Source organism: Streptomyces venezuelae ATCC 10712 (assembly GCF_008639165.1).
Lineage (GTDB): Bacteria > Actinomycetota > Actinomycetes > Streptomycetales > Streptomycetaceae > Streptomyces > Streptomyces venezuelae.
In genome coordinates this window covers 2,194,292-2,220,624 of sequence record NZ_CP029197.1, presented here as the reverse complement: position 1 = coordinate 2,220,624, position 26,333 = coordinate 2,194,292, and the positions used below count along the sequence as shown (strand labels likewise).

The 26,333-nt window shown below is 72.7% G+C and carries 29 protein-coding genes and 1 other RNA gene; 13 read left to right on the top strand and 17 right to left on the bottom strand.

What is annotated here, in order from left to right; all coding sequences use genetic code 11:
* Positions 1 to 3: 3 nt before the first annotated feature.
* Together DEJ43_RS09910 and DEJ43_RS09905 are read right to left on the bottom strand one after the other, a co-directional pair.
* Positions 4 to 726: an ABC transporter permease gene (locus tag DEJ43_RS09910; protein WP_015033208.1), complete on the bottom strand. Its 723-nt coding sequence runs from the start codon at positions 724 to 726 to the stop codon at positions 4 to 6.
* The gene (locus tag DEJ43_RS09905) at positions 723 to 1,646 is read right to left on the bottom strand and encodes an ABC transporter ATP-binding protein (RefSeq protein ID WP_015033207.1); all 924 of its coding nucleotides are present in this window, start codon (positions 1,644 to 1,646) and stop codon (positions 723 to 725) included. The genes DEJ43_RS09910 and DEJ43_RS09905 overlap by 4 nt, the downstream gene beginning before the upstream one ends.
* 296 nt (positions 1,647 to 1,942) lie before the next feature.
* Between DEJ43_RS09905 and DEJ43_RS09900 the strand changes: the two genes are divergently transcribed.
* The 3 genes from DEJ43_RS09900 to DEJ43_RS09890 all read left to right on the top strand — a co-directional run bounded on the left by DEJ43_RS09900 (position 1,943) and on the right by DEJ43_RS09890 (position 4,925).
* Positions 1,943 to 2,797, top strand: a complete 855-nt coding sequence (locus tag DEJ43_RS09900) for a MaoC/PaaZ C-terminal domain-containing protein (protein WP_015033206.1) — start codon at positions 1,943 to 1,945, stop codon at positions 2,795 to 2,797.
* Positions 2,798 to 2,816: 19 nt separating this feature from the next.
* The gene (locus DEJ43_RS09895) at positions 2,817 to 3,893 is read left to right on the top strand and encodes a Zn-dependent alcohol dehydrogenase (RefSeq protein WP_015033205.1); all 1,077 of its coding nucleotides are present in this window, start codon (positions 2,817 to 2,819) and stop codon (positions 3,891 to 3,893) included.
* An 87-nt stretch (positions 3,894 to 3,980) separates the two neighbouring features.
* Positions 3,981 to 4,925, top strand: a complete 945-nt coding sequence (locus DEJ43_RS09890; protein ID WP_015033204.1) for a 3-oxoacyl-ACP reductase — start codon at positions 3,981 to 3,983, stop codon at positions 4,923 to 4,925.
* 161 nt (positions 4,926 to 5,086) lie between these two features.
* On the opposite strand, the gene DEJ43_RS38515 is transcribed toward DEJ43_RS09890, so the two are convergent.
* Positions 5,087 to 5,215, bottom strand: coding sequence for a hypothetical protein (locus tag DEJ43_RS38515; protein WP_086024633.1), 129 nt, complete (start codon positions 5,213 to 5,215; stop codon positions 5,087 to 5,089).
* A gap of 48 nt (positions 5,216 to 5,263) precedes the next feature.
* Complete coding sequence (locus DEJ43_RS09885) at positions 5,264 to 6,409, bottom strand: hypothetical protein (protein WP_015033203.1); 1,146 nt, start codon at positions 6,407 to 6,409, stop codon at positions 5,264 to 5,266.
* Between the two features lie 210 nt (positions 6,410 to 6,619).
* Here DEJ43_RS09885 and DEJ43_RS09880 point away from each other — a divergent pair, with 210 nt between their 5' ends.
* The 5 genes from DEJ43_RS09880 (at position 6,620) to DEJ43_RS09860 (ending at position 11,670) form a co-directional block, all read left to right on the top strand.
* Entirely contained in the window at positions 6,620 to 7,654 is a 1,035-nt protein-coding gene (locus DEJ43_RS09880; RefSeq protein WP_015033202.1) for an ABC transporter substrate-binding protein, read from the top strand.
* A 75-nt stretch (positions 7,655 to 7,729) separates the two neighbouring features.
* Complete coding sequence (locus DEJ43_RS09875; protein ID WP_015033201.1) at positions 7,730 to 8,548, top strand: Nif3-like dinuclear metal center hexameric protein; 819 nt, start codon at positions 7,730 to 7,732, stop codon at positions 8,546 to 8,548.
* Positions 8,545 to 9,288, top strand: coding sequence for a zinc ribbon domain-containing protein (locus DEJ43_RS09870; protein WP_181399431.1), 744 nt, complete (start codon positions 8,545 to 8,547; stop codon positions 9,286 to 9,288). The genes DEJ43_RS09875 and DEJ43_RS09870 overlap by 4 nt, the downstream gene beginning before the upstream one ends.
* Positions 9,288 to 10,787 (top strand): bifunctional RNase H/acid phosphatase, encoded by a 1,500-nt coding sequence (locus tag DEJ43_RS09865; protein WP_015033199.1) that lies wholly within the window; start codon positions 9,288 to 9,290, stop codon positions 10,785 to 10,787. Before DEJ43_RS09870 ends, DEJ43_RS09865 begins: the two co-directional genes overlap by 1 nt.
* Positions 10,788 to 10,845: 58 nt before the next feature.
* Positions 10,846 to 11,670, top strand: a complete 825-nt coding sequence (locus tag DEJ43_RS09860) for a GNAT family N-acetyltransferase (protein ID WP_015033198.1) — start codon at positions 10,846 to 10,848, stop codon at positions 11,668 to 11,670.
* Here the strand turns inward: DEJ43_RS09860 and eda are convergent.
* Positions 11,651 to 12,304, bottom strand: coding sequence for a bifunctional 4-hydroxy-2-oxoglutarate aldolase/2-dehydro-3-deoxy-phosphogluconate aldolase (gene eda / locus DEJ43_RS09855; RefSeq protein WP_015033197.1), 654 nt, complete (start codon positions 12,302 to 12,304; stop codon positions 11,651 to 11,653). The two genes, DEJ43_RS09860 and eda, sit on opposite strands and share 20 nt — an antisense overlap.
* Before the next feature lie 64 nt (positions 12,305 to 12,368).
* Entirely contained in the window at positions 12,369 to 13,136 is a 768-nt protein-coding gene (gene yaaA / locus DEJ43_RS09850) for a peroxide stress protein YaaA (RefSeq protein ID WP_015033196.1), read from the bottom strand.
* Between the two features lie 175 nt (positions 13,137 to 13,311).
* On the opposite strand from yaaA, the gene DEJ43_RS09845 reads away from it, so the two are divergent.
* Positions 13,312 to 14,754, top strand: coding sequence for an RNB domain-containing ribonuclease (locus DEJ43_RS09845; RefSeq protein ID WP_015033195.1), 1,443 nt, complete (start codon positions 13,312 to 13,314; stop codon positions 14,752 to 14,754).
* Here the strand turns inward: DEJ43_RS09845 and DEJ43_RS09840 are convergent.
* Together DEJ43_RS09840 and DEJ43_RS09835 are read right to left on the bottom strand one after the other, a co-directional pair.
* Complete coding sequence (locus DEJ43_RS09840) at positions 14,699 to 15,781, bottom strand: integral membrane protein (protein WP_015033194.1); 1,083 nt, start codon at positions 15,779 to 15,781, stop codon at positions 14,699 to 14,701. The genes DEJ43_RS09845 and DEJ43_RS09840 overlap by 56 nt on opposite strands.
* Entirely contained in the window at positions 15,778 to 16,548 is a 771-nt protein-coding gene (locus tag DEJ43_RS09835) for a MerR family transcriptional regulator (protein WP_015033193.1), read from the bottom strand. The genes DEJ43_RS09840 and DEJ43_RS09835 overlap by 4 nt, the downstream gene beginning before the upstream one ends.
* Before the next feature lie 98 nt (positions 16,549 to 16,646).
* Between DEJ43_RS09835 and rnpB the strand changes: the two genes are divergently transcribed.
* An RNA gene (gene rnpB, locus DEJ43_RS09830) (RNase P RNA component class A) lies at positions 16,647 to 17,045 on the top strand.
* Positions 17,046 to 17,233: 188 nt separating this feature from the next.
* Here the strand turns inward: rnpB and DEJ43_RS09825 are convergent.
* From DEJ43_RS09825 to DEJ43_RS09800, 6 genes are all read right to left on the bottom strand, one after another.
* Positions 17,234 to 17,950, bottom strand: coding sequence for a hypothetical protein (locus DEJ43_RS09825; protein WP_051025859.1), 717 nt, complete (start codon positions 17,948 to 17,950; stop codon positions 17,234 to 17,236).
* An 83-nt stretch (positions 17,951 to 18,033) separates the two neighbouring features.
* A complete protein-coding gene (locus tag DEJ43_RS09820; protein WP_015033191.1) occupies positions 18,034 to 18,327 on the bottom strand; it encodes a DUF6087 family protein in 294 nt (97 codons plus the stop codon).
* Positions 18,328 to 18,344: 17 nt separating this feature from the next.
* A complete protein-coding gene (gene tgmC, locus DEJ43_RS09815; protein ID WP_015033190.1) occupies positions 18,345 to 19,508 on the bottom strand; it encodes an ATP-grasp peptide maturase system methyltransferase in 1,164 nt (387 codons plus the stop codon).
* Complete coding sequence (gene tgmB, locus DEJ43_RS09810) at positions 19,445 to 20,464, bottom strand: ATP-grasp ribosomal peptide maturase (protein WP_078508867.1); 1,020 nt, start codon at positions 20,462 to 20,464, stop codon at positions 19,445 to 19,447. Before tgmB ends, tgmC begins: the two co-directional genes overlap by 64 nt.
* Positions 20,465 to 20,469: 5 nt before the next feature.
* Positions 20,470 to 20,730 (bottom strand): putative ATP-grasp-modified RiPP, encoded by a 261-nt coding sequence (gene tgmA, locus DEJ43_RS09805; RefSeq protein ID WP_015033188.1) that lies wholly within the window; start codon positions 20,728 to 20,730, stop codon positions 20,470 to 20,472.
* A gap of 73 nt (positions 20,731 to 20,803) precedes the next feature.
* Positions 20,804 to 21,010 carry a hypothetical protein gene (locus DEJ43_RS09800; RefSeq protein ID WP_015033187.1) on the bottom strand — a complete coding sequence of 69 codons (207 nt, stop codon included), beginning with the start codon at positions 21,008 to 21,010 and terminating at the stop codon, positions 20,804 to 20,806.
* Positions 21,011 to 21,357: 347 nt separating this feature from the next.
* On the opposite strand from DEJ43_RS09800, the gene DEJ43_RS09795 reads away from it, so the two are divergent.
* A complete protein-coding gene (locus DEJ43_RS09795; protein WP_041662322.1) occupies positions 21,358 to 22,614 on the top strand; it encodes a helix-turn-helix domain-containing protein in 1,257 nt (418 codons plus the stop codon).
* A 16-nt stretch (positions 22,615 to 22,630) separates the two neighbouring features.
* On the top strand, positions 22,631 to 22,984 hold the full coding sequence (locus DEJ43_RS09790) for a hypothetical protein (protein WP_015033184.1): 354 nt from the start codon (positions 22,631 to 22,633) through the stop codon (positions 22,982 to 22,984).
* Between the two features lie 113 nt (positions 22,985 to 23,097).
* Here the strand turns inward: DEJ43_RS09790 and DEJ43_RS09785 are convergent, their stop codons facing one another.
* Complete coding sequence (locus DEJ43_RS09785) at positions 23,098 to 23,562, bottom strand: Lrp/AsnC family transcriptional regulator (RefSeq protein ID WP_015033183.1); 465 nt, start codon at positions 23,560 to 23,562, stop codon at positions 23,098 to 23,100.
* A 108-nt stretch (positions 23,563 to 23,670) separates the two neighbouring features.
* Here DEJ43_RS09785 and DEJ43_RS09780 point away from each other — a divergent pair, with 108 nt between their 5' ends.
* Positions 23,671 to 24,630: an SMP-30/gluconolactonase/LRE family protein gene (locus DEJ43_RS09780; protein WP_015033182.1), complete on the top strand. Its 960-nt coding sequence runs from the start codon at positions 23,671 to 23,673 to the stop codon at positions 24,628 to 24,630.
* A gap of 7 nt (positions 24,631 to 24,637) precedes the next feature.
* On the opposite strand, the gene DEJ43_RS09775 is transcribed toward DEJ43_RS09780, so the two are convergent.
* Together DEJ43_RS09775 and DEJ43_RS09770 are read right to left on the bottom strand one after the other, a co-directional pair.
* The gene (locus DEJ43_RS09775; RefSeq protein ID WP_015033181.1) at positions 24,638 to 25,168 is read right to left on the bottom strand and encodes a DUF1203 domain-containing protein; all 531 of its coding nucleotides are present in this window, start codon (positions 25,166 to 25,168) and stop codon (positions 24,638 to 24,640) included.
* Between the two features lie 84 nt (positions 25,169 to 25,252).
* A complete protein-coding gene (locus tag DEJ43_RS09770) occupies positions 25,253 to 26,257 on the bottom strand; it encodes a helix-turn-helix transcriptional regulator (protein ID WP_015033180.1) in 1,005 nt (334 codons plus the stop codon).
* Between the last annotated feature and the right edge of the window lie 76 nt (positions 26,258 to 26,333).

Here is a 26,333-nt window from a genome sequence, read left to right as displayed (position 1 = left end):
TCCTTACGCCGTCCTCGCCGAACGACGGTACGAGGTCGCGGCGTACACCCCGAACAGTGCCGCCCAGACCGCGAGGACGGCGAGCGCCGCCACGCCGGGGGCGTGTCCGTCGGCGACCGAGACGCCGAGTTCGGCGAAGCGGTGGGTGGGGGTGTACTCGGAGAGGGCGCGCAGCCAGCCGGGGAAGAGGCTCACCGGGAACCACAGTCCGCCGAGGACGGCGAGGCCGAGGTTGCAGGCGATGTTGACGACGCCGGTCGTCTGGGCGGTGAGCCGGTAGCCGTTGCCGATGCCGAGGAGGGTGAAGGGGAGCGAGCCGAGCCAGAGGGTGAGGGCGACCGTGGCCCACTGCCAGGCGGCGAGCCGGACGTCGTTGAACAGGCCGCCGGCGAGGAGAACTCCGAGGATCGCCGGGAGCACCACCACCGAGCCGGTCAGGGCGCGGCCGATGACGACCTGACGCGGTGACATCGGTGTGATCCGCAGCTGTCGCAGCCAGCCGGTGCCCTTGTCCTCGGCGACGCCGGTGCCGATCGACAGGGCGGAGCCGAGCGCTCCGTACGCCGCCATGCCGACCATGGAGGCGGCCTTCCACTCCGGTTCGTTCTGGCCGCCGAGGTTGGTGAAGAGGAGGTACATCATCACCGGGACGGCGACGGTGCCGATGGCGAAGCCGGTGTCGCGCAGGGTGCGGCGCACTTCGAGGCGTACGTACTCGGTGATCATCGGGTCGTCTCCAGGGTGCGGGTGCCCGCCGCGGGGGCGTGCGCGGTGAGGGTGAGGAAGGCGTCGTTGAGGGAGACGGGGGCGACTTCGAGGCCCCGGATCGCGTTCCGTTCGGCGAGCGCGCGGACGGTCGCGTCGGAGTCGTCGGTGTGCAGCCGGGCGCGGTCGCCGCGGATCTCGACGGAGGTCACTCCGGGCAGCAGGGGCAGGTCCTCGCTGGGGGCGCCGGCCAGGTCGAAGGAGACGAGGCTGCCGCCGGCGGCGCGCTTGAGCTGTTCGCCGGTGCCGTCGGCGAGGACGCGGCCGGAGTCGATGAGGACGATCCGGTCGGCGCTTGCGTCGGCCTCCTCCAGGTAGTGGGTGGAGAACAGGACCGTGTTGCCGCGCCGGGCGTAGCCCCGCATCGACGTCCAGAAGACCTCGCGGGCCTCGACGTCGAGGGCGGCGGTGGGCTCGTCGAGGACGATCAGTTCGGGGTTGCCGACGAGGGCGACGGCGAACCGGACCCGCTGGGTCTGGCCGCCGGAGAGCCGGTCGACCCGGCGGCCGGCGAGGTCGGTGAGGTCGGCGAGCGCGAGGGCCTCGGAGACCGGCATGGGGTGGGGGTAGGTCCGGGCGACGAAGGCGACGAGCTCGCGCACGGTGACCCGGGGGACGGGGCGTCCCTCCTGGAGCATGGCGCCGACCCGGCCGGCCGCGACGGCGCGGTCGGGGGAGCCGCCGAAGAGGGTGACGCGGCCGGTGTCGGGCTCGTCGAGGCCGAGGAGGAGGCTGATGGCCGTGGACTTCCCGGCGCCGTTGCGGCCGAGCAGGGCGACGGTCTCGCCGCGCGGGATGGTGAGGTCGATGCCGTCCACGGCGCGGACCGGCCCGAAGGACCGGGTGACTCCGGTGAAGGCGACCGCTGTCTCGTTCGTCATGGGTACGACGCTACGAATCGGGGGCCGGGGTCCGGCAGGCGTGGATGTACGGACCTGGCCGTGACAAATGTCCCGGGTGCCGCCGCGGTGCGCATCCCGCCATACCTGACGTACCGTCAGTTGACGCCTGTCGGGAGGGTTCCCAACTCCCCCCGCCTCGGCTATACATGGGGTCCACCGACCTAGAACGCGTTCTAGAACGGCCGCGTACGGGACGGTCCCCGCACGGCCTCGGTGCGGCCGACGGTGCGGACGGCCGCGCCGAGGTCTTCACCGCCACGAGGAGCAGCAGCCCGATGCCCATCGACCCCGCCAAGGCCGTCGCCGCCGAACCCCGCAGCGCCGAGATCTCCTGGGACCACAAGGACGTCCAGCTCTACCACCTGGGACTGGGCGCCGGCAGCCCCGCGACCGACCCCGACGAGCTCCGCTACACCCTCGAATCCAGGCTCCACGTCCTGCCCAGCTTCGCGACCGTCGCGGGCGCCGGCATGGGGGTCGTCGGCGGGCTCTCCGCCCCCGGCATCGACATAGACCTCGCCGCCGTCCTGCACGGCGGCCAGTCGATCACCCTCCACCGCCCCGTCCCGGCCGGCGGCCGCGCCGTCTCCACCTCCCGCGTCGCCGCCGTGTACGACAAGGGCAAGGCCGCCGTCCTCGTCCTGCGCTCCGAGGCGTCCGACGCCGACGGGCCGCTCTGGACCAGCGACGCCCAGATCTTCGTCCGCGGTGAGGGCGGCTGGGGCGGCGACCGCGGCCCCTCCGAGCGCCTCGCCCTCCCCGACCGCGAACCCGACAAGACCGTCGAGCGGCCCGTACGCGAGGACCAGGCGCTGCTCTACCGGCTCTCCGGCGACTGGAACCCGCTCCACGCCGACCCCGAGTTCGCCGCGCTCGCCGGCTTCGACCGGCCGATCCTGCACGGCCTCTGCACGTACGGCATGACGCTCAAGGCGGTGGTGGACACGGTGCTCGGCGGCGACGTCGCCCGCGTCCGCTCGTACCGCACCCGATTCGCCGGGATCGTCTTCCCCGGCGAGACCCTGCGCATCCGGATGTGGGCCGACGAGGGCCGCGTCCAGGTGACCGTGACGGCCGTGGAGCGCGACGACGCCCCCGTGCTCGCCGACACCCTCGTCGAACACTCCTGATCGCGATTGGAGCCGCACCATGCGCGCAGCCGTACTGCACGAGATCGGCCAGGACAAGCTCGAAGTCCTCGACGACGTCGAGGCGGTGGGCTTCGGCCCCGGCAAGGTGAGGATCCGGGTCCGGGCCACCGGCCTCTGCCACTCCGACGTCTCCGCCATGAGCGGCGTCCTCCCGCAGCCCGCCCCCTTCATCCCCGGCCACGAGGGCGCCGGCGAGATCCTCGACGTCGGCGACGGCGTCACCGGACTCGACCAGGGCCAGCGGGTGCTGCTCTGCTGGCTGCCCGCTTGCGGCAGCTGTCCCGCCTGCAAGCGCGGCCAGACCCAGCTCTGCCTCGCCGGCTTCATGAACGCCGGAACGCCCAACTTCAAGCGTCCCGGCGGAGACGTCTTCGGCTTCGCGGGCACCGGCACCTTCACCGAGGAGGTCGTCGTCGACGCCGGCTGCGCCGTCCCGATCCCCGACGACGTGCCCTTCGACATCGCCGCCCTCATCGGCTGCGGCGTCACCACCGGACTCGGCGCCGCCATCAACACGGCGAAGGTGGAGGCCGGTTCGTCCGTCGCCGTCATCGGCTGCGGCGGCGTGGGCATCTCCGCCATCCAGGGCGCCAAGCTCCAGGGCGCCGCCCAGATCGTCGCCGTCGACCCCGTCGCGTCGCGCCGCGAGGCCGCGCTCCGCTTCGGCGCCACCGAGGCGGTCGCCCCGGACGCGCTCGCCGACGCCAAGCAGCGGATCACCGCGGGCGAGGGCTTCGACTACGTCTTCGAGGTCGTCGGCAAGTCCGCCACCGCCCGCACCGCCTACGAGAACACCCGGCGCGGCGGCACCCTCTGCGTCGTCGGCGCGGGCGCCCTCGACGACTACTTCCAGGTCAGCATGTTCGAGCTGTTCTTCGACGAGAAGCGCATCCTGCCCTCCATGTACGGCGGCGGGGACGTGCTCCGCTCCTACGAGCGTGCCATCGCGCTCTGGCGGGCGGGCCGCATCGACCTGGAGTCGCTCATCACCCACCGGGTACCGCTGGCCGGGATCAACGAGGCCCTGGAGCAGATGCGTACCGGCGCCGCGCTCCGTACCTGCATCGAGATCTGAGTGACCCGCATCGAGATCTGACCCGCACCGAGATCCGACCCGCATCGAGATCTGACCCGCATCGCGATCTGAGAGGACTTCTGCGAGATGTCACTCCCTCTTGAGGGTTTGAGCGCGATCGTCACCGGCGCCGGGCGCGGCCTCGGCCGCGCCGAGGCCCTGGAACTGGCCCGGCTCGGCGCCGCCGTCGTCGTCAACGACTACGGACAGCCCGGCCGCGACGGCTCCGGGGCGGCCTCCGCCGCGCCCGCCGAGGAGGTCGCGGCGGAGATCGTCGCGGCGGGCGGCCGGGCGGTCGCGCACCTCGGCGACGTCTCCGACTTCGAGACCGCGCGGGGCCTGGTCGACCTGGCCGTGACGGAGTTCGGCAAACTGGACGTCCTGGTCAACAACGCCGGCATCCTGCGCGACCGGATGGTCTTCTCGATGACCGAGGACGAGTGGGACTCGGTCGTACGGGTCCACCTCAAGGGCCACTTCAACACCACCCACTTCGCCGCCGTGCACTGGCGCGGCCGGTCCAAGGCGGGGGAGACCGGCGTGTACGGCCGGATCGTCAACACCTCCTCCGAGGCCTTCCTCGCCGGTTCCGCCGGACAGCCCAACTACGCGGCGGCCAAGGGCGGCATCGTGGGCCTCACCACCTCGTCGGCGCTGGCGCTCGCCCGGTACGGGGTCACCGCCAACGCCATCTGCCCGCGGGCCAGGACCCGGATGACCGAGGACGTCTTCGCCGGCTTCGCCGAGCCGACGGCCGAGGGCGAGCTCGATCCGCTCTCCCCGGAGCACGTGGCACCGCTCGTCGGCTACCTCGCCTCCCCCGCGGCGGCCGGGGTCAACGGCCAGCTGCTCGTCGTGCACGGCGGGATGGTGGCGATCGTGGAACGGCCCAGGGTGTCGGCCAAGTTCGACACGGCCAAGGAGGCGTTCACGTACGAGGAACTGGACGGACTCCTGACCCCGCACTACGCGTCCCGTCCGACGGGCGAGACCTTCGCGGCGTCGGAGGTGCTCGGCCTGAAGAAGGGCTGAGTCCGCCAGGGCCGTCAGAGCTGTCAGGAGCCGTCAGGGGTTCACGCCGGGTTTCCACCGGCCGGGGTGCGGTCCGGCCGGCGGAATGGTGGGGAATGAAGGGTGGGGAAGCCGAAGGGCCCCGGGTCGCCCCGGGGCCCTTCGCCTTGCCTGCCCGCCCGTTACTGCCCGTCGGGCTCGCGGCGGTGGCGGCCGTGCGGGGAGGACGCGGAGTCCTCCGTCGGCGCGGCCTCACCGCGGTGCTTGCCGGAGCCGCTCGGCTCCTGCCCGTCCGTGCTGGTGTGCGACATGGTCCAACTCACCCCGTTGACATCGGTCCTGCTGTGCAGCCCGAGATTCTAACCAGCGGGTCTGCGGTCCGTGAGAGGCGCCTGCTGCAGAGGCACCGGACGGCACACCCGGGGCTCCTCGGCGACCGCCGCCACCGGCCCGGGCTCCGGTTCCGGTTCGGGCGGCACCTCCACGTCCGCGAGTCCGCACGGCGCCCCGGGGGTCGCGTACGGCAGCCGGAGCACACCGCCCGCCGTCCACAGGCCCGCACCGGCCAGCCAGCCCACGGGGGCGGCCAGTTGACCCATCCGGCGGGCCGAGGGCTGCCAGGTCCCGACCCAGCTGCCGCCCGCCGCGTCGATCCGCAGGGCCACCGCGCAGCTCTCCGGCATCAGCACCTGCCCCGGCTGGACGGCGAACGGCGTCACCGCCGCGTCGTCCAGCCGCAGGCACTCCGGGAACCGCACCGGCAGCAGGCTGCCGAGCACGCCCCAGCCGAGCCGGTCGTGCCCCGGCGACGGCGCGTCGGAGCGGATCAGCAGCAGCCCGCTGTCCGGGTCCGCGAGGAGCAGCCGGTCGTCGCTGTCCTCGGTGATCTGGAGCAGCGGCGTCACCTCCCCGCCCCGCTCCAGGTCGACGGCGACCGCCTTCACCGGCCCGTCGCCGAGCCGCCGGTCGAGCGCCAGCATCCGCCCCGTACGGTCGAGCCAGACCCCGCCCGAGCAGCGGCCGGGGACCTCCGCGACCCGCTCGGGGCCGAAGGCGCCGCCCGCGACCAGCCAGAGCGTGCTCGTCTCCGCGCCGACGCACAGGGCGTACGCGCAGATGCCGTCCGGCGAGGGCGGCAGCAGCACCAGGTGTTCGGAGCCCGGCGCCTCGACCGCGCCGAGCTGGAGCTCCCCGGTGGCCGGGCCGGTGGGGTAGAGCAGCGAGAACGTGTTCCGCCGCCCGTCCACCCGGCGCGCGACCAGGACCCGTCCGTCGGCGAGCGGGAGCAGCTGGGTGCCGGGTTCCTCCGGCTGGTCGAGGGGGAGCGGCACGGCGTACGGCTCCGGGCCGTCGAGGGTCCACCTCTCCACGTACAGGGCGGCACCGCCGCCCGCGAGCCTGGCCGCGTACGCGCCGTTGGCCGTGATCGTGAATCCCGTCGGCCAGGCCGCGCCGGGGTCGCGGTCGTCGTCCTCGGCCGTGGTCTCGATGGCACACGCTGTCATCGACTCGTCACCTCCGGCCACGAAGCTAGTTTTCGCACTTCCAGCCGAACAACACGAGCAGGGTCACTTCACACATAAGGGTGGCCGTCCGGCGGTTCGGCTGAAGGGCGGGGGGTGGTTGTGCTGGAGTGACCCGTGATGAGTAAGGTAAGGCGAACCTAAACGGAGTCTCTGGCTCCGGCCGGCCAGGACCCGTACAGGAGCCTTCTCATGTCCCTCCGCCGCCGCGGCACCGCCGCCGTCGTCGCCCTCGCCGCCGCGCTCTCGCTCGCGGCCTGCGGAGGAGGCGACGGAGGATCCGACGCCTCCAAGAAGGAGGACACGGGCAAGAAGAAGGACGTCGCCACCGGCGGCAAGGACTTCGGCGACGCCGCCGCCAAGACCGCGGCCATGGGCACGGACGCCAAGGCCGGCCAGTTCCCCCGCACCGTGACCCACGCCCTCGGCAAGACCGAGCTGAAGGCCGCCCCGAAGCGCGTCGTCGTCCTCGACGTCGGCGAGCTCGACAACGTCGTCTCGCTCGGCCTCAAGCCCGTCGGCTACGCCCCCTCCGAGGGCGACGACGGCATCCCGGGCTACCTCGCGAAGGACGCCGGCTCCCCGAAGTCCGTCGGCACGATCAACAACCTCAACCTGGAGGCCATCGCCAACCTCCAGCCCGACCTCATCCTCGGCAGCCAGCTGCGCGCCGCCGACAAGTACGACGAGCTGTCGAAGATCGCGCCGACCGTGTTCTCCATCCGCCCGGGCTTCACCTGGAAGGAGAACTACCTCCTCAACGCCGCCGCGCTCGACAAGACCGCCGAGGCGAAGGAGAAGCTCGCCGCCTACGAGACCAAGGCGAAGCAGCTCGGCACGGACCTCGGCCCGAACAAGCCGACCGTCTCCATGGTCCGCTACCTCCCCGGCAAGATCCGCCTCTACGCCAAGGCGTCCTTCATCGGCACCATCCTCGAGGACACCGGCGTGCCGCGGCCCAAGAACCAGCAGATCAACGAGCTGGCCGCCGAGATCAGCCCGGAGAAGATCGACGAGGCCGACGCCGACTGGATCTTCACCGGCGTGTACGGCGACGCCAAGGCCACCAAGAAGGACGCCGCCCAGGCCAACCCGCTCTGGAAGAACCTCAAGGCGGTCAAGGCCGGCCAGGCCAAGGACGTCCCGGACGAGACCTGGTACCTCGGCCTCGGCGTGACCGCCGCGAACAGCGTCCTCGACGACCTGCGCGAGGACCTGGTCAAGTAGGTCCGGACGAGGTTGTCCACAGGCCGGGACCTCGGCCAGAGCAAGGGGGCGCGGGGGACAGGTAGCCTTTCCCTCGTGCCCCGTCTGTCTGAAGTCATCGCCGCGCTCGACGCCCTCTGGCCCCCGGAGCGGGCCGAGTCCTGGGACGCGGTCGGGACCGTCTGCGGCGACCCCGACGCCGGGATCACCCGGGTGCTCTTCGCCGTCGACCCCGTCCAGGAGATCGCCGACGAGGCGATCGCCCTCGGCGCCGACCTGATCGTCACCCACCACCCGCTCTATCTGCGCGGGACGACGACCGTCGCCGCCGGCCACTTCAAGGGCCGCGTCGTGCATACGCTCATCAAGCACGACATCGCCCTGCACGTCGCGCACACCAACGCCGACACCGCCGACCCCGGCGTCTCCGACGCCCTCGCCGGCGCCCTCGACCTCCGCGTCACCGGCCCCCTCGTCCCCGAGACCGGTCTCGGCCGGATCTGCGAGCTCGACCACCCCGAGACCCTCGCCGAGTTCGCCGCCCGCGCGGCGAAGCGGCTGCCGGCCACCGCGCAGGGCATCCGGGTCGCGGGCGACCCCGGCATGACCGTGCGCCGCGTCGCCGTCAGCGGCGGCTCCGGCGACAGCCTCTTCGACGCCGTACGGGCCGCGGGCGTGGACGCCTTCCTCACCGCCGACCTGCGCCACCACCCCGTCTCCGAGGCCACGCAACAGTCCCCGCTGGGCCTGGTCGACGCCGCCCACTGGGCCACCGAATGGCCCTGGTGCGAGCAGGCCGCCGCCCAGCTCGACGAGATTTCCGACCGCCACGGCTGGGGCCTCCGGGTCCACGTCTCGAAGACGGTCACCGACCCCTGGTCCTCCCACTACACCTCCCCTGGAGCCCCCAACTGAACGCCGCGCCCGCCGACCAGATCCGCCTCCTGGACGTCCAGTCCCTGGACGTCCGCCTCCAGCAGCTCGCGCACAAGCGCCGCTCGCTGCCCGAGCACGCCGAGATCGAGTCGCTGACCAAGGACCTCACCCAGCTGCGCGACCTGCTCGTCGCCGCGCAGACCGAGGAGAGCGACTGCGGCCGCGAGCAGACCAAGGCCGAGCAGGACGTCGACCAGGTCCGCCAGCGGGCCGCCCGCGACCAGCAGCGCCTCGACTCCGGTGCCGTGTCCTCCCCGAAGGACCTGGAGAACCTGCAGCGCGAGATCGTCTCCCTCGCCAAGCGCCAGGGCGACCTGGAGGAGATCGTCCTGGAGGTCATGGAGCGCCGCGAGTCCGTGCAGGAGCGCCTCGCCGAGCTGACCGAGCGGGTCGGCGCCGTGCAGAGCAAGGTCGACGACGCCACCGCGCGCCGCGACGCCGCGCAGGCCGAGCTGGACTCCGAGTCCGCCTCCGTCACCAAGGAGCGCGAGCTCGTCGCGGGCTCCGTCCCGGCCGACCTCCTGAAGCTGTACGAGAAGCTGCGCGAGCAGCAGGGCGGCGTGGGCGCGGCCCGGCTGTACCAGCGCAAGTGCGAGGGCTGCCACATCGAGCTCAACATCACCGAGCTCAACGAGGTCCGCGCCGCCGCCAAGGACGCCGTCGTCCGCTGTGAGAACTGCCGCCGCATCCTGGTCCGCACCTCGGAGTCCGGCCTGTAATGACGGCTTCGTCTTCGCGTGAGGTGATCGTCGAGGCGGACGGCGGTTCCCGGGGCAACCCGGGGCCCGCCGGGTACGGCGCCGTCGTCCTGGACCCGGTGACGGGCGAGACGCTCGCGGAGGCCGCCGAGTACATCGGCGTGGCGACGAACAACGTCGCCGAGTACAAGGGCCTGGTGGCCGGCCTGAAGGCGGCGCGGGAACTCTTCCCCGATGCCACCGTCCACGTCCGGATGGACTCCAAGCTGGTCGTCGAGCAGATGTCCGGCCGCTGGAAGATCAAGCACCCGGACATGAAGCCGCTGGCGGCCGAGGCGGGCCGGGTCTTCCCGGCGGGCCGGGTGCGTTACGAGTGGATCCCGCGCGAGCGCAACAAGCACGCGGACCGGCTGGCGAACGAGGCGATGGACGCGGGCAAGCTCGGCCGCGCGTGGGAGCCGTCCGCGTCGACCGCCGCCCTGGACTCGGCGGCCGCCCGCAACGCCGCGACCCTCCCGCCGTCGGGCCCGCCGGGCGACGCGACGGCGGGCGCGGCCCGCGCACGCGCCGCGCTCGCGACCGCCGGAGGCCTGGAACCGGGCGGTACGCGTACGGCCCCGGGCGGTACGCATCCGGCCCCGGGCGGCGGTACGGCCCCGGGCGGCGGTACGGGCACGGGTGCCTGGCCGGGCGCGGTGTCGCGCCCGACGACCCCGGACGTTCAGACCGGTCCGGGCACCGGCGCGGCGGACGGCCTGTTCGCCGCCGAGGAGGCGGCTCCGCCCGCGACGGCCTCCGGCGACTTCGAGGCCGAGGCGGCCGCCGCGCGGCCCGCCGCCCTCCAGCCGCCGCCCGCCGCCGCCCCCCGCCAGGGCTGGTCCGGTGGGCCCGACATGGGGGCGCCCGCCACGTTCGTCCTGCTGCGGCACGGCGAGACCGCCCTCACCCCCGAGAAGCGGTTCTCCGGGAGCGGGGGGACCGACCCCGAGCTGTCGCCGGCCGGGCTGCGGCAGGCCGAGGCCGTCGCGGAGGCGCTGGCCGCCCGCGGCACCGTCCAGGAGATCGTCAGCTCGCCGCTCACCCGCTGCCGCCAGACCGCCGCCGCCGTCGCCGCCCGCCTCGGGCTCGACGTGCGCGTCGAGCAGGGGCTGCGCGAGACCGACTTCGGCGCCTGGGAGGGGCTGACGTTCCGCGAGGTGCGCGAGCGGTACGCCGAGGACCTCGACGCCTGGCTGGCCTCCCCGAAGGCCGCGCCGACCGGCGGGGGCGAGAGCTTCGCGACCGTCGCCCGGCGGGTCGCCGCGACCCGGGACCGGCTGACCGCCGCCTACGCGGGCCGCACGGTCCTCCTCGTCACCCACGTCACGCCGATCAAGACCCTGGTCCGGCTCGCGCTCGGCGCCCCGCCGGAGTCGCTGTTCCGGATGGAGCTGTCGGCCGCGTCGATCTCCGCGGTGGCGTACTACGCCGACGGCAACGCGTCCGTCCGCCTCCTCAACGACACCTCCCACCTCCGGTAGCGGAACCCCGCGCAAAGGGGTGGCGCGACGCCCCGTCCCCGTACCACCATCACCGTCCATGACGTGGCACTTCACCGAGGACCCGGCCGTCTTCCGGGCGGGCGCCGCGGCCCTGCTCGCCGCCGAGCCCGCCCGCAACACCGCCGTCCTCACCCTCATGGACACCGCGGACCGCCTGGGCTGGTGGACCGAGCCGGACGGCCGCGTCACCGGGGTCCTCGCGGTCTCCCCACCGCGCGTGCCCGCCCTCGGGGTGGTCACGGTGGAGGCGGCCCGCGCCCTCGCGGCACTCGACGGCGAGGAGGAGGAGGAGGCGACGGCGGTGCGGGGCGAGACGGCGGCCGTCGAAGCCTTCGCCGAGGCCACCGGCCGCCCCTGGGAGCCCACCGTCCGGATGCGGCTCTTCCGGCTCGGCACCCTCACCCCGCCGGACCCCGCGCCCGCCGGACGCGCCCGGGTCGCGGGCCCCGCCGACGTCCCGCTCGCCGCAGCGTGGGCGCGGGAGTTCTCCCGGGACATCGGCGAGGACCCCACGGACGACCCGGACGCCTTCACGGAACTGGTCACGGACCGGATCTCCGGAGGCCGGCTGCTGCTCTGGGAGGATCCCGAGGGGCGCCCGGTGTCGACGGCGAGCGTCTCCCGCACGATCGAGGGCCAGGCCCGCGTCTCTCTCGTCTACACCCCGCCGACCGCCCGCGGGCACGGTTACGCGGCCGGGGTCACCACGGCCGTCAGCCGCCGCGCCCTGGAGGCCGGAGCCGAACAGGTGCTGCTCTTCACGGACCTCGCCAACCCCACCAGCAACGCCCTCTACCAGCGCCTCGGCTATCGCCCGGTGACCGACCACCTGGGCGTGAAGTTCACCGGGACCGTACGGTGAAGGGCTCTCCCAGCGCCGCCGCCTCCCGTGCCAGCGCCTCCACCCGGCCCCAGTCGCGGGCCGCGAGGGCGTCGGGCGGCAGCATCCACGTACCGCCGACGCAGCCGACGTTCGGCAGGGACAGGTAGGAGGGGGCGGAGGCGAGGGAGACGCCGCCGGTCGGGCAGAAGCGGGCCTGGGGGAGCGGTCCGGCGAGGGACTTCAGATACGGGACGCCGCCGGCCGCCTCGGCCGGGAAGAACTTCATGTCGTGCACGCCCTGTTCGAGCAGCGCCACGACCTCCGAGGTCGTCGACACCCCGGGCAGGAACGGTACGCCCGACGCGCGCATCGCCCCGAGCAGCCGCTCGGTCCACCCCGGGCTGACCAGGAACCGCGCCCCGGCGCCGACCGCGTCCGCGACCCCCGCCGCCGAGACGACGGTGCCCGCGCCGACGACCGCGTCGGGCACCTCGGCCGCGATCGCGCGTACGGCGTCGAGCGCGGCCGGGGTGCGCAGGGTGACCTCGATGAGCGGCAGGCCGCCGGTCACCAGGGCGCGGGCCAGGGGGACGGCGTCGGCGGCGTCCTCGATCACGACCACCGGGACGACCGGGACGGGGGTTTCCGGGGCAAGGGCGAAGACGCTCGTCATGGGCCTCATCCTCCCCACGGCGAGCGTCATGCGCAACGAGCGTTGCGCCCTCTGCAATGACGTCTCAGTGGATCTCGTCCACCAGCACGTCGAGCGCCCCCGGCTTCCCGCTCTCCTCCACCACGTACCCCAGATCCCGCAGCGCCACGACCAGCTCCTCGGGCGAACGCGGAACCGCACCCGCCGTGAGGAGACTGCGGACGATCCGGCCCTTCGTCGCCTTGTTGAAGTGACTGACCACCTTCCGGGTCGGCGCGTGCAGCACCCGCACCGTCGCCGTCCGCGCCGCCACCTCCCCCTTCGGCTTCCACGCCGAGGCGTACGCCGACGAGCGCAGGTCAAGCACCAGACCGTCACCGGCCTCCTCGGGCAGCACCGACGCCATCGCGCCCCGCCAGTGCGCGCCCAGCGCCCCGAGCCCCGGCAGCTTCACCCCCATCGAGCAGCGATACGACGGAATCTTGTCGGTCACCCGCACCGCGCCCCACAGCCCCGAGAAGACCAGCAGGGACCGCCCCGCCCGCCGCCTGGCCGCCGCGTCCAGGGTCGCCAGACCCAGCGCGTCGTACAGCACGCCCGTGTAGATCTCGCCGGCCGGCCGCGCGCCCGCCGTCCGCAGCTCCACGTTCTTCGCGATCTCGCCGCGCAGGCCCTCGCTCAGGCCCAGCACCTCACGCGCCTTCTCCTCGTCGGCCGCGCACAGCTCGACCAGCTCGTCCAGGACCGCCGCCCGCGCCTCCGCGAGCCCCGGCAGGGACAGCGACTCCGGCTTGAGCGGCGCCCCGCGCCCCGAGGAGGCCTTGCCCTCGGAGGGCGGCAACAGCACGAGCACGGTGGTTCTCCTTCGTCGTACGGGGATGGGGGTGCGGCCCCAGGAGCCCAGCGTACGAGGTTCCGGAACCCGCCCCCCACGCACACGGGCCCCGGCACCGTCCGGCGCCGCGCCTCGCATGAGGCGCCCCCCCGCACGAGGTGCCGCCCCCCGCCCCTCCCCATACGCTCGGTCCATGCCCCGCCGCCACATCCACGTGACCGGCGCAGCCGAGGCTCCGCTGCGGGCCGCCCTGCGCGCACTCCGTACCGAGCTCGCGATCCCCGAGGACTTCCCGCCCGCCGTCCTCGCCGAGGCCGAGGTCGCCGCCAAGGCCCCCAGACTCCCCGCGCACGACGCCACCGACCTGCCCTTCTTCACCGTCGACCCGCCCACCTCCACCGACCTCGACCAGGCCATGCACCTGGCCCGCCGGTCCGACGGCGGCTACCGCGTCCACTACGCCATCGCCGACGTCGCCGCCTTCGTCACCCCCGGCTCCGCCCTCGACGCCGAGGCCCACCGGCGCGTCCTCACCCTCTACTTCCCCGACGGCAAGGTCCCGCTCCACCCCGCCGTCCTCTCCGAAGGCGCCGCCAGCCTCCTCCCCGGCGAACCCCGCCCCGCCCTCCTCTGGCGGATCGACCTCGACGCCGAAGGCCGCCGCGTCGCCACCGACGTCCGCCGCGCCCTCGTCCGCAGCCGCGCCAAACTCGACTACGCGGCCGTGCAGCGGCAGATCGACACCGGGACGGCCGAGGAGCCCGTCGCCCTGCTCCGGGAGATCGGCCGCCTCCGCGAGACCCTCGAAGCCGAACGCGGCGGGATCTCCCTCAACGTCCCCGAACAGGAGATCGTCGAGCGGGACCACACCTACTCCCTCGCCTACCGCGCGCCGCTCCCCGCCGACGGCTGGAACGCCCAGATCTCCCTCCTCACCGGCATGGCCGCCGCCGACCTCATGACCGCCGCCGGCACCGGCATCCTCCGCACCCTCCCCACCGCCCCCGACGGCGCCGTAGCCCGGCTGCGCCGCTCCGCCGAGGCCCTCGGCGTCGACTGGCCGCACCACGTCTCGTACGCCGACGTCGTCCGCGCCGCCGACCCCGCAAACCCGCGCCACGCCGCCTTCCTCCAGGAGTGCACCACCCTGCTCCGGGGCGCCGGATACACCGTCTTCACCGACGGCCACATCCCCAGCCCCGCCGTGCACGCCGCCGTCGCCGACGAGTACACCCACTGCACCGCGCCGCTGCGCCGCCTCGTCGACCGGTACGCGGGCGAGCTGTGCGTGGCGGCGGTGGCGGGCGACGAACCGCCCGAGTGGGTACGGGCCGCCCTGCCCGCCCTCCCCGACGAGATGGCCGACGGCTCGCGCCGCGCCAACACCGTCGAGCGCGAGAGCGTCGACATCGTCGAGGCGGCCCTGCTGCGGGAACGGGTCGGCGAGGTCTTCGACGCGTACGTGATCGACGTCAAGGACCGCGAACCGGCCGTCGGCACCGTCCACCTCGACGAGCCCGCCGTCGTCGCCCGCATCGCGGGCGGCGACTCCCGCCTGCCGCTGGGGGAGTGGCTCCGGGTCAGGCTCGCGGAGGCGGACCCGGGGACGGCGAAGGTGCTGTTCGCACCCGCGTGACGGCCTCGTCGAGCGCGCGGTACAGGGCACGGGCGTCGTCGGCGTGACAGCGGATCAGCCGTACGGGCCGGGACGCGCCGAAGAACCGGGGCGCGTCGACCGGCTCCGTCAGCTCGACGGTGACGGAGGTCTGCGAGCCGACGGCGAGGTTCAGCTCGCCCTCGGCCTTCTTGTCGTGGGTGAACAGCAGCTCGTGCCGGACCGACGCGATCCGGTCCAGGGGCACGGACACGTCGACGTGGGCGGCCTGGCGCAGCCGCAGGACGTCCCCGGTCAGCGTGTGCGGGCGGGTCACGGCGGCGGCCTGCAGCCCGAGCACGAAGAGCACGGTGTAGACGTCGAGGACGAGGACGATCGCGTGGACCACGGGCCAGTCGGCCAGCAGGTACGACATGCCGGCGGACTCCACCAGGCAGACGAACGCGAAGCCGTACATCAGCGCGGCCTGGTCCCGCGCGTGGGGGAACACCGCGTCGGCGTCCGCCACGTCCACCGGGCGGCGCGCCACCCACCGCCCGAGGCTCGCCATGATCCGCAGCTCGTGCCCCATGATCCGCAGCACCGACTCGGGCACCAGCTCGGCCACGGCCGCCCGCCGGGACAGCCCGCGCCGGCGCAGCCGCAGATAGGTGAGGCCCTCGGCGAGGAGCAGGGCGAGGAGGACGACCTCGGAGACGGCGAAGACGCCCCGGGGGATGGGTACCCCGCCGAGCAGGACGACGAAGAGCACGAGCTCGGCGGGGAGAGCGACGTACGCGACGAGCCGGAGCAACCGCACGGCCCGGGAGCGGACGGGCGGCGCGGGGGGCTCGACGGGCTCGGCGGGCTCGGCGGCGGGCCCCGGGGCGGGCGTCACCGGCTCGGCGGCGGGCTCCGGGGCGGGCGTCACCGGCTCGGCGGCGGGCTCCGGGGCGGGCGTCACCGGCCCGGCGGCGGGCTCCGGGGCGGTCTCCAGAGGCTCGGCGGAGGCCGTGGACGGCTCTCCGTCCCGCGCCCCCGCTGGGCGGGTCTCCGCGAGGTCGGTCATCGGGTCCGCTCCCGTCGTTCCCGGACCAGGCGCATCGCCTGGTGGATGGCGGCGGACTGCGCGGGGGCGAGGTCCGCGAAGAGGGCGTCCGCGAGGGAGGTGTCGGAGGAGCCGGCGCCGTCCGGGCCCCCGGACGGCACGTCCACTCCCAGCTCGTCCGGCAGGCAGGCGGCGAGCACCCGCGCGGCCTCGGCGACCCGGGGGTCGTCCGCGTCCGCCCCGGAGAGCGCGTCGAGCAGCGGGTACACCTCACGCGCGTGTTCGGCCGCCCCCGCCATCAGGCCCATCAGCCGGGCCCGCTCCTCCTCGGGCACGACGACGTCCATCAGGGCCAGGATCTGCCGGTCCTTCGCCGCCATCGGCGACTCGGGCAGCTCGCCCAGGCCGGCGAGCAGCGCCGTGAGCTCCGGCGAGAGAGGCCCGTCGGCGGGCAGCCGCCCGGCCCGGGCCTCGTCGAGGAGGGCGGACAGCCGCTCCCGGCGCGCCCGGATCTCCTCCTCCTGGCGGGCCAGGTCCTCCGCGAGCTCCTCCAGGACCTCGGCGAGCCCCCGCCCCTGGTCGTCGGCGAGCACGCCCCGCACCTCGTCGAGGCCGAGACCCAGCTCGGTGAGCCGCCGGATGCGGGCGAGCAGGACGGCGTCCCGGATGCCGTACTCCCGGTACCCGTTGGCCCGCCGCGCGGGCTCGGGCAGCAGACCCGACTGGTGGTAGTGCCGCACGGCCCGGGGGGTGACCCCGACCAGGGCGGCGATCTCGCCGATGCGCATGCGCTCAGTAGAAACCCTGACGCTGCGGCAAGGTCAAGCGTGGTCCGCCGCCCGTCCGGATCATCCGCCGCGGCGGGTAGCATGGTCGGCACGGCAGACGAGCCGGGCGGACGGCCGCGTGGAGATCCTTGGATCTCCCCGAGGAACGTCCGGGCTCCACAGAGCAGGGTGGTGGCTAACGGCCACCCGGGGTGACCCGCGGGACAGTGCCACAGAAAACAGACCGCCGGGGACTTCGGTCTCCGGTAAGGGTGAAACGGTGGTGTAAGAGACCACCAGCGCCTGAGGTGACTCAGGCGGCTAGGTAAACCCCACTCGGAGCAAGGTCAAGAGGGGACACCCCGGTGTCCCTGCGCGGATGTTCGAGGGCTGCTCGCCCGAGTCCGCGGGTAGACCGCAGGAGGCCGGCGGCAACGCCGGTCCTAGATGGATGGCCGTCGCCCCGACGACCGCGAGGTCCCGGGGCACAGAACCCGGCGTACAGCCCGACTCGTCTGCCCCTCAGGCTTCTGACCTGCAATATCGCAGGTCAGCGGCCTTTTCTCGGAGAATCGTGGGCGTCGCCCCACCCCGTTCCGCACCGGTCCAAACTGGACCTCGCGGCTACGAAAGTAGCCATGAAGGTAGCCACGCTGGGTGGCTTGGTGCGGGTGTTGGCCGAGTCGGAGCCCTCCGCGTTACACGTCTACGCCTCGGTGTCCTCTGTTGCGGTCCCGGGGTCGGCGGAATTCTGCTCGTCAAGCCAAGCTTGAATGCCACCAGGGTTCTGCGCGGGCGCGTCGAAGGGGATGATCGGAACAGGGGGCAAGGTGGCCAGCAGCGCCGCCATGTCCGCGGGGAGTGCGGCCACCGAGGGCTCAAGCTCCTCGATCTGGGTCAGGAGTCGCTGAAGTTCCTCAGTCATGCAACGCAGGTCCAGGTCCGCGCCGGCGACTTGGATCGTTCCGGACTCTATGTCTATGAGGCGCATGGGAGGAGCCGGGAATGTGGGCTTGGTGCCCGCCTGCCACTCTTCGACGGTGGGGCGAGGCCGGCTGACGACCCACTCGTCAAGACGCTCGTCGAAGTGCTCACTTCCGTTACGGACTTCGCGGGCCTTCAGCGGGGACGAGTCCTCCACCTCAAGAATCTTTCGTAGAAACGGACCTCGCTGCGTCCGCCACTCCAAGCCCTTGTCGGTTCCGTTCGGACCCTTCCCAGGGGCGGGCCACAGAGTCCGGGAGACCTTTCCGAGGAAGGAAAGGAAGTCCTCGAAGCAGACCCAGGCGGCTGGCGGGACCGGAGTGCTCTGCGCATAGGCGATCAGGGCGGTCAGGGAGGTCAGAGCGTAGCGAGTGTCACGGGCCAGCCACGTCAGATACACCCGCCGGGCCCACGGGTCATCGGATATGTCGTTGCTCACGGGCGTCATTGTGCCGCCGGTGGTCTACCGGGTGGGAGCAGATTTCAGAGGTATGGCATGGCCGCTAATCTCCCGCCGAGTTATCAGGGCGTCGGAGGCTTCCGATGTCTGCCGGTCCCGGGCCCGAGCTTCGGTGACGCCTCAGGAGTGGCGGTGGCCTCGGCGTGGGGAAACAGGATGCGCCGTGCTTCCGCGAGGTTCGCCGCGAAGCCGTGCGCCTCCCACAGATGGCCGTTCCACCGCTGGATCGCCCGGGGCGCATCGGGGTTCAGATGCGATGCCCTCGGGCCGTCGCCGGTCACGAGGGGTACGGCGCGGAGCTGCCCGATCCTCGCGTCGCGACGCTCGGCCCACTGGGAGAGCGGTTCGTCGTCCATGTTCGGAGCGTAGTGGGTCAGGCGAGCCGGTGCTCCCAGCGTAGGGAGGGGACCTGGTCGATCCAGTACTGGTGGGACGCGGGCGTCACACGGAGCCGTACGGAGTCGATCTCCGGCGCCCCGGCGTCCTGCCAAGCTACGAGGGAACGTTCCACGTCGTCCCACAGGGCCACGGGCCCGCCTTGGCGGACGGTCCAGCCTTCGCCGTCGACGACGAACTCGGCGAACGACTCCTTCTCCGGATCGAACAGGTACTGCAAGAGCAACCCGTCACCGTCCGTCGCGCGGACGAACTGAACGCCTGGCGCGGCCAACTGTGCCAGGAAGGCGGGCATCCATTCCTCAAGGACCAGAGGGGACAGCAGAGTGGGCCGCTCACTGTCCGCGTACGCGGTCCGGGCGGAGAGATCGCCGGCCACGGGGGTCACTGCCTGGGCACGTGCCTGCATGAAGGAGGAGCGCCCGACGAACGAGCCCTCGGCGGTGCCGTCATCGCCGACGGTCAGTTTCGCGAGTCCTGTTCCCCACGGCCACGAGCCGACCGTGCTGAGGATAACGCCTCCGGGTCTCGTCTGTCTGATCCACGCGTACGGGATGCGGCGGACCGCGCAGGTGGCGATGACCCGGTCGTACGGTGCCCGGTACGGGTGGCCGAGGAGTCCGTCGCCCGTCACCGCCCACGTCGAGAAGCCGACGGCTTCGAGAGCGGCATCGGCGCGTGCGGCCACCTGTGCGTCGACCTCGACCGTGGTGACGTTGTCCTCGCCGAGGTAGTGGCACATCAGGGCGGTGGAGTAGCCGGTGCCCGTGCCGATCTCCAGGACTCGGTGGCCCCTCGCGAGATCCAGGGTCTCGATCATGCCGACGACGGTGGCCGGGTCGGTCGAGGAGGACGTGGGCACACCCACGACGGGTCCGCCGGCCTGGTCGGCGGTGAGGTGGCCGTCGAGCTGGGTGGTGAGGGTGTCGACGCTGTATGCGATCTTCAGCCACTCGGCCGGGTCCGTGTCGGCGGCGGTGACGGGCCGCCAGGTCCGCCCCTCGTCCAGGAAGACTCCCGGGTGGAGAAACCGCTCGCGGGAGACGGTCTCTACGGCTGCACGCAGCCAGGGGGATTTCAGAACCCCTTCGACCATGAGCACGGTCGCCATGCGGCGTCGCTCGGATGCCGGGTCGGCCATCGGCGGTCTCCTTGTGTGAGTAGGTCGGCGAAGGCGGCGGACATCGGGAGGCCGGTCTCGGTCTCCAGCCACCCCCACTGTCCGTTGGGGTTCAGTTCCAGCCACCAGTAGTCCCCGGCCCGGTCGACCGCGAGGTCGAAACTTCCCGATACCAGATCCAGTCGGTCCAGGTAGGCGTGCAGTGCCTGAGCTAGCCGGTCGGGTAGGTGCTCCACGGTGTAGGTCAGGGCGCTGTAGTCCTTGCGCCAGTCCAGGAGGTCGGAGTCGATGCGTACGGCGAACGTATGCCGACCTACGAGCAGTACGCGAACGTCGGCGACCTTGTCCACGCGGGCCTGGAACAGGTGGGGCGCGACCCGAACGCTGTCGTCGATCTCATCGGGGGTGACGGGGGCAGCCCATCCCGTCACCGGCATGTCGTCACGCGTGTAGGGGGTCCATCGCAGCGTCTTGAAGATCGCCCGCCCCTGAGCGTGGACGAACTCGCGAGCTTCGTCCGGGTCGTTGGTGACAAGGGTGGGCGGGATGGTGAAGCCGAGCTGCTGGGCGAGGACGAGTTGTGCGGGTTTGTAGTCGGCTGCGGCAACGCGCAGGGGGTGGTTGACCCAGAGCGGGCCGCCCAGGGCGTAGAGGGTGCCACCGAGTCCGTAGCGGACCTGCGCCGCCGCGAACCGGGAGTCGTCAGCGGACAGGTGGGGAAATGTGGGCCACTCCGGGCGGCGCCAGTACACCGACCGGACCTGGGTCACATCAGCGGTTCTCGACGGGGTGCGGACCTGCCCGACCACCGGGGCCGGGCAGGTGCCGAACCGAGCCGAGACCGTGAGGTTCTCGCCGATGTCGGCGGGGTTGAACCGGACCACCGGCACCTGGCGCCGGTTGAGTTCGGTGATCACCATGTCGGCGGTGATGTCGTCCGCCTCGGTGGCCACCAGAACCGGCCTCTCCTCGGTCATGGCCATCAATCCTGATTGCTGTCCTGGTCGTGACCCTGGTCGTTCCGGGAGTCCGAGTTCGTCGTCGTGGAGGTCTCGGTACCGGAGCTGGTGCCGTGCTTGCCCATCTCGACCACCTGCCCGGCGCGGTCGCGGAACACTCCGAGCTGTGTCGTGGGGTCGATGGCGACCGTGGCGTGGGGGCGGCGGGTGATCGTCGGGTAGGGCGCGAGTCGGCCCGCACCCCACGGCCGCGTGGGGGAGGGGAGTGCGACAGCGGTGGTCATGAGACTCCTTGGGGTGAAGGGGGTGGTGCGGGAATCCGCGCCAGGGGCGCGGACGGCGTATGCGGGCCGCGGCTCAGGGGTGAGCGGCCTGGATGTTGTCGGCCGCGGTCGTCCATTCGACTCCGGAGGCGGGCCGGATGTGCGCGATGCGGACCGTGCCGTGGCTGTGGAGCTCGTGTGTGACGGCGACGAGCACACCCTCCCCACGCGAAGCGATGTCACGGACGTGCGTGTCCAGGAGCGGGTGGTGCTCGTAGCCGTCGGAACCGACCGGGTTCACTCCTCCGGCTCCTGCCGGCCCTCGATGCGGCGCATGAACTTCTCCCAGCCGCCGGCCGCTCGCACCCGAAGAGCCCGGCTCGGCGCACCCAGCCGGGGCTCCGGTGGCGTGTACGTACGGCCACTCGCGCCAGGGTTCCTGCGGGGCAGTCCGGAGGTTGTCACTCGGTCGCTCCTCTCCGTGGGGAGCCGCCCGGAGGGTCCTTCGACCTCCGAGCGGTGTGTGACCAGTGAACGACGATCCGTTACCTTCTCCCAGAGCGCACCTCGCGCAATACCCGGGCGTTTTCCAGGCGTTGGCGCGTGGCGGGTATGAGTGCGTGAAAGGGTTCTCGTGAGGGGAGACCTATGACGTCGAGGCGTAAGCACTTTGCGGAACGGCGCGCGGCCCGGGGTTACTCTCAGGAGGAATTCGCAGAAGCGCTCTCAGTGGCCGCGTCCACCGTGGTCCGTTGGGAAAGCGGTCGCGCCACCCCGCGTCCCCACCAACGGCCGAAGATCGCAGCGCTGTTGGGAGTGACCCTCCCCGAGCTGGCAGATCTGCTCTCCGACGAACAGCCGGCCGAGACAGCCGGGCTCTCCGCTGCTCCACCCCTCCTCCATGGTGATGATGACGACATGAAGCGCCGCGAAGTCCTGGGTCTGCTCGCCGTTACGGGTGCGCTGGTCACTCTTCCCGATTCCGGTGAGGCCGCCCGAGGGCGGGCAGTATCGACGCTCCTGGCGTCGGGGGACGCCTTGCACCGCAGCCTCTGGCAGGTCTACGCGCTGTCGGACTCCAAGCAGGTCGTCTTCCCTGCGGTGCGCGCGCAGCTCGATGTGATGGCGAAGGGGCTGACCGAGACCCGTACTGCTGCGGATCGGTCCCGACTGTGCCGGATGACGGCCGACGTCTACCAGCTCGTCGGTGAGCTGTTCTTCGATGCCAACCGGTACACCGACGCCGCGCAGTGCTACACACTGGCCGCCAACGCGGCCTACGCCGGTGGCGACCACGATTTGTGGGCCTGTGCCATCACCCGCCACGCGTACGTCGAGCTGTACGCGCGCCGCGGGCACGCTGCCCAGCCCCTGCTCGCGGCAGCTTTCCGCATCGCCCGGAGGGGCGACGACACTCTCTCCACACGTCACTGGGTCGCGGCCGTCCAGGCGCAGGCGTACGCGGCCGTGGGCGATCTCGATGCGTGCAACCGGGCTCTTGACGAAGCCGAGAAAGTGCACGCCCTCGACGGCGCTCACTCCCACAACGGCGGTTGGCTCCGCTTCGACGGCTCCCGCCTGGCAGAGGAGCGAGGAGCCTGCTACCTCCAACTGGGCCGCCCTGATCTCGCCGAGGAAGCGCTGACCGCGGCCCTTGCCCAGACTCTGTCCCTGCGTCGCCGCGCCGCTGTTCTGAGCGACCTCGCCGTGCTCGGGGCGCACAGGCGGGACATCGATCAGGTCGTGCACTACGCGGAGCAAGCACTCGGACTGGCCGACCGGTCGAATTCGGGATTCATCGGCAAGAAGCTGGACGGGCTTCGGGGGCGTCTTGCCCCGCTCATGTCCGATGACCGAGTCTCGACTCTTGATCACCGAATCGCGGCGCTTCCGCGCACCGCATGACGAGAGGGACACGCGCATGAATGACGGCCGGATCTTCCGCGAAGCGTGGATCGACGGAGTGAACAAGCACTACCCCGGCGAGCCCAAGCCCGGCTACGTCACGCCGTGGGACGAGACGCCCGAGTGGGAGCGCGATGCCGCCGCCGCCGTGTGCGGGCAGGTGCGCGACTTCATCGCGGTCAGCGGCGGGCATGCGGCCCGGCTCACCCGCGAGCAGAAGGGGCGATTCGTCGCGATCTGCTGGACTGCCCAGATGTTCCGGCATTTCGAAGACCCGAAGCCTGGATATGTCGCCGACTGGTCCGATCTGCCGGTCTGGCAGCGGGAGACGGACGCGGACATCTTCGAACGCATCGAGGGGACCGTCTGAATCTCAGGAGCGGTCCCCGGCGTACAGCCCGACTCGTCTGTCGGCCCACGTGGGGAGGGCCCCCGGCCAGGCGACACGCCTGGCCGGGGGCCCTTCTCGTCCGCCGGGGCCGGTCAGCCGGGCAGCCCGGGAGGGGCGCCGAGCTCCGGGGAGACCGGGCGTTCGAAGAAGGTCTCCAGGACGACCGTGGCCTGCGTTCCGCTGACCCCGTCGATCGCATAGATCCGGCGCAGCACGTCCTGCAGCTGCTCCGTGGTCGCGGTCCGCACCTTCACGAGGACCGAGGCGCTGCCGGCGATGACGTGCGCCTCCAGGATCTCGGGGACCGCGGCGAAGTCCGCCGCGGAATCGCCCATCCAGGAGACCGAGTCGACCATCACGTAGGCCAGGACGGCGCCGCCCACCGCCGCCGGGTCCACCTCGACGGTGGTGCGCCGGATGGCGCCGCGTTCCCTCAGCTTCCGTACCCGCTCGTGGGCCGCCCCGGCCGAGAGGCCGACGGCCTGGCCCAGCGCGGCGTAGGACTGGGTGGCGTCCTGCTGGAGCTGCGCCAGCAGGGCACGGTCGATGTGATCCACAACTCTCCGTTCGGTGTGATCTTGCGATGACCGTACCTCATTCGGATATCTTCGCTGTGAGCCGTACGGGATTCGGTAACGGTATCCGTGTGAGGGGAAGGAACCCGCATGCCCAGCGAGCGCCCGGCACTGTACGAGATGTTCGACGACCGGTTCCGTACCGGCCGCTGCATGAACGGCGACGACGGCCTGGAGGTCCTGTACACCGGCTGCCGCTGGGCCGAGGGGCCGATCTACCTGCCCGCCTGGAAGCAGCTCGTCTGGAGCGACATCCCCAACGACCGGATGCTGCGCTGGGACGAGGAGACCGGCGCCGTCAGCGTCTTCCGCCGCGACGCCGGACACACCAACGGCAACACCCTCGACCGCCAGGGCCGTCTGATCACCTGTGAGCAGGGCAACCGCCGGGTCACCCGCACCGAACACGACGGCACGGTCACGGTGCTCGCCGACCGCTGGCAGGGCAGGCGGCTCAACAGCCCGAACGACGCGGCGGTCAGGTCCGACGGCTCCATCTGGTTCTCCGACCCGGACTTCGGCATCACCAGTGACTACGAGGGCTACCGCGCGGAGAGCGAGATCGGTGCCAACAACGTCTACCGCATCGACCCCGGCACGGGCGAGGTCCGGCTGGTCGCCGACTGCTTCGCCGCCCCCAACGGCCTCGTCTTCTCCGCCGACGAGCGGCAGCTCTACGTCTCCGACACCCGGGCCGGCGTCATCCGCGTCTTCGACGTGCGCGAGGACGGGACCCTGTCGGACGGTGACGTCTTCGCCGAGGCCAAGGCCCGGGACGCGGCCCGCTTCGACAACCTCCGCTTCGACGACGGCGGCCGCCTCTGGGCGGCCGCGATGGACGACGGAGTGCACTGCTACGACCCCGACGGCACCCTGATCGGGCGGCTCGTCGTCCCGGAGGCGGTCGCCAACATCGCCTGGGGCGGCGCCAAGCGCAACCGTCTCTTCATCGCCGCCGAGACCAGCCTCTACTCGGTCGTCATGGCGGTCACGGGTACGCACCCGACCGGGCCGGGCCGCAGGCCCTGGCTGGACGGGCGCGCCCGCTGACGCCGCCTCAGGGGCGGCGGACCTCGAAGTGGAAGCAGCCGTACTCCACCGCTCGGACGTGGACCAGTGCCACTGCCGGGTCGGCGAAGGCCTCCGCGAAGGCACGGTCGAAGCCCTCGGAGGTCTCCTCCGGGATCTCCAGGAGCCGGCCCCCGACGATCCGGCCCGCCGCGTCGTACCGGCGGACGGTGCGCAGCGCCCCGGCCCGGGCGAAGGGGTACGTCTCCGAGGGTGCCGGGCCGCCGCACTCCTCGGCGTGCAGGAAGACGGGGCCCTGCTCGTCGTACGCCCCCGGGTCCGCCCCCGTCCCGGCGGCCCAGCGCCGCAGCGGCGCGTAGGAGACGAGGGCGATCCGCTCGCCCGGCGCGGCGAGGCGCAGGCAGCAGCGGAGCGGCTCCCCGCCGTCGGGGGTGGCGTACGGCGCGCAGGCGCGGCCGGCGTCGTCGGTGACCCGCAGTTCGGCGAGGGCGGCGGGCGGGACGGGCCGGGCGGCGTAGGCCGTGGCGGTGGTCGTGGTCGTGGTCGCGGTCGTCGTCATACGTTCAGGCTCGCGGCGCGCCCGCCCTGCCGCTGGCGCAATTCGGACACGGAGCTCCGAGCACGCCCACGCCTCCCCTGACGGTCAGCCCTCCGGATCGGGCCGGACAGCCGTAGGACCCTGCGCGGCCGCTCCCGATGGGGGTGTGGTGACCGTGACCGACAGGAGGCGTTGTGCCAGGGCGTGGCAGTGGGAGGCGAGGTCCGGGGGGTCGAGGGCCTCGAAGGGGTGGCCCAGGAGGAGGACGCGCATGATCAGGAAGTCGAGGTCGGCGGCGCCGGTCACCAGCTCGCAGCGGTCGTCCCCCAGGGGCCGAACGAGGGCCGCCGAGGGCGGGACCTGGCCGCGGACGACCGACGCCGGGGCGTGCACGAGGAAGCGGGCCTGCCGCGCGTAGACGCGGCTGGCCACGCCCTCCTGCACGTACTGCGCCGCGTCGGGGGCCGGCCGGGGGCGGAACCGCCAGGTCCGGGGGGCGACTTCGGTCATCCGGTCGACGCGGAAGGTGCGCCAGTCGTCGCGGTCCAGGTCGTACGCGAGGAGGTACCAGCGCCGGTCGGAGGCGACCAGGCGGTGCGGCTCGACCCGCCGCCGGCTCGTCGTGTCCCCCGACGGGTAGTCGAAGCCCGTCTCCACCTCGTCGCGGCACGCCCTGGCCAGGGTCATGAGCACATCGGGGTCGACCGGGGTGCGGCCCGAGCCGAAGAACTCCACCGTGTCCGACAGGGCCCGCACCTCGTGCCGCAGCCGGCTGGGCAGCACCTGGTCGAGCTTGGTGAGGGCCCGCAGCGCGGCGTCGCCCGTGCCCGAGGCCGCGCCCGCGAGCAGCGCCACCGCCGTGGCGATCGCCTCCTCGTCGTCGAGGAGGAGCGGCGGCAGTTCCTGCCCCCGGCCGAGCCGGTAGCCACCGCCGACCCCCATGCCGGCGTGCACCGGATAGCCCAGGGCGCGCAGCCGTTCGACATCGCGGCGCACCGTGCGCGCGGTGACCCCGAGGCGCTCGGCGAGTTCCGGGCCCGTCCACACCTGACGCCGCTGCAACAGCCCGAGCAGGGTGAGCACCCGCTCCGTCGTCCCCCGCTCGTCCATGTGGCCCAGCCTGCCAGAGATGGCGGACCGATCCTGTCCGCCATGGGTGTCAGGGTGGCTTCACCACGACGAACGG